Origin of the sequence: Tsukamurella pseudospumae, from assembly GCF_001575195.1 — a bacterium.
Classification (GTDB): Bacteria; Actinomycetota; Actinomycetes; order Mycobacteriales; family Mycobacteriaceae; genus Tsukamurella; species Tsukamurella pseudospumae.
Genome location: NZ_LSRF01000094.1, coordinates 1 through 1,154, shown reverse-complemented (window position 1 = coordinate 1,154; position 1,154 = coordinate 1). Strand labels below are relative to the sequence as shown.

The 1,154-nt window shown below is 67.3% G+C and carries 1 protein-coding gene; it reads right to left on the bottom strand.

What is annotated here, in order from left to right:
* Window positions 1–39: 39 nt before the first annotated feature.
* Entirely contained in the window at window positions 40–1,140 is a 1,101-nt protein-coding gene (locus AXK60_RS25250) for an ISL3 family transposase (RefSeq protein WP_244881181.1), read from the bottom strand.
* Between the last annotated feature and the right edge of the window lie 14 nt (window positions 1,141–1,154).

Genomic DNA, 1,154 nt, shown 5'->3' with positions numbered 1-1,154 from the left:
TCTGTTKCGAGGCTCTTCGAAGTTGAGCGGGCAACTTGCTTAGCAGTGGAATTGCTGGATGCTGGCCCGCTGGGTGCGGGTGCAGTGGAATCGTATCCGGCGGCGTGAGTTTTCGGTGTTCCGGAAGCCGCAGGCGACGCGTTTGACCTGCTTGACCAGGCGGTTGAGCCCTTCGGTCCGGGCGTTGGTGATGCCGGTGTCGATGAACGCCAAGATGGCCGGCCACCACGCCTCGATCGTCGTTGCGAGGCGGGTGAGCTCGGGCAGGTCGGCGTCGGCGCACCAGGTGTAGAACGCGTAGAGCCGGGCCCGGACCTCGTGCGTGTCGGCGTTGTCGCGGGCAGCGGCGAGCAGGTGTCGCAGCTGTTCCTTCGCGATGTAGGCGGTGAGGATCTGGCCGGTGGTGTCGTGGTCGATCAGATCGTTCCACATCCGCGCGAAGGACTTGTCCGACAAACGTTCCCGGCTGGTGAGTAGTCTGCGTCGGTTCGCCCATTCCGGGTCCTGCTTGCGGCCGCGGCGGCCTCGGGCATCGAAGGTGACTCGCCGCCGCACCGCGGTGACCGCGTCGCCTGCGAGCTTGACCAGATGGAAGTGATCGACTACGACCTGCGCGTTCGGCAGTACCGCGGTGGCCGCTGCGGCGTAGGCCGCGGCGGGGTCGATCGCGACGTGCGTGATCGAGTTCCGGAATGCCTCGCTCTGCGTTGTCAGCCAGCTGGTCACCGCGGCGGTGGTGCGGCCCTCGACCTGCCCCAGCAAGCCCTGATCGCCGCTGATGTCGACGAATCCGGTGTCCCACGGATCGACCCGCACCCACCGCCGACCGGTTGCGTCGCGGACCCAGCGGGGCTTGCCGCGGCGGGTCTCGTCGATCCCCAGCACTCGCACGGGTGTCGGTGCGGTCAGCACCTGTTCGGCGTGCTCGACGAACGCGGCATGCGCGGTCGGCCACGACACTCCCGCTGCGGCTGCGACCTCGGCCACCGACCGAGCGTTCTCTCCGATGTCCCGCCCGATCTGGGTGCGTAACCGGGTGGTGGTCCGACGCCGCGCCGGGACCTCACGTATCCGGTCAGTGAACGTCGCCCGATCACACTCATCGTTCCGGCATCGGTATCGCGTCTTCCACCAGCGCAACCTAATTGGATCAT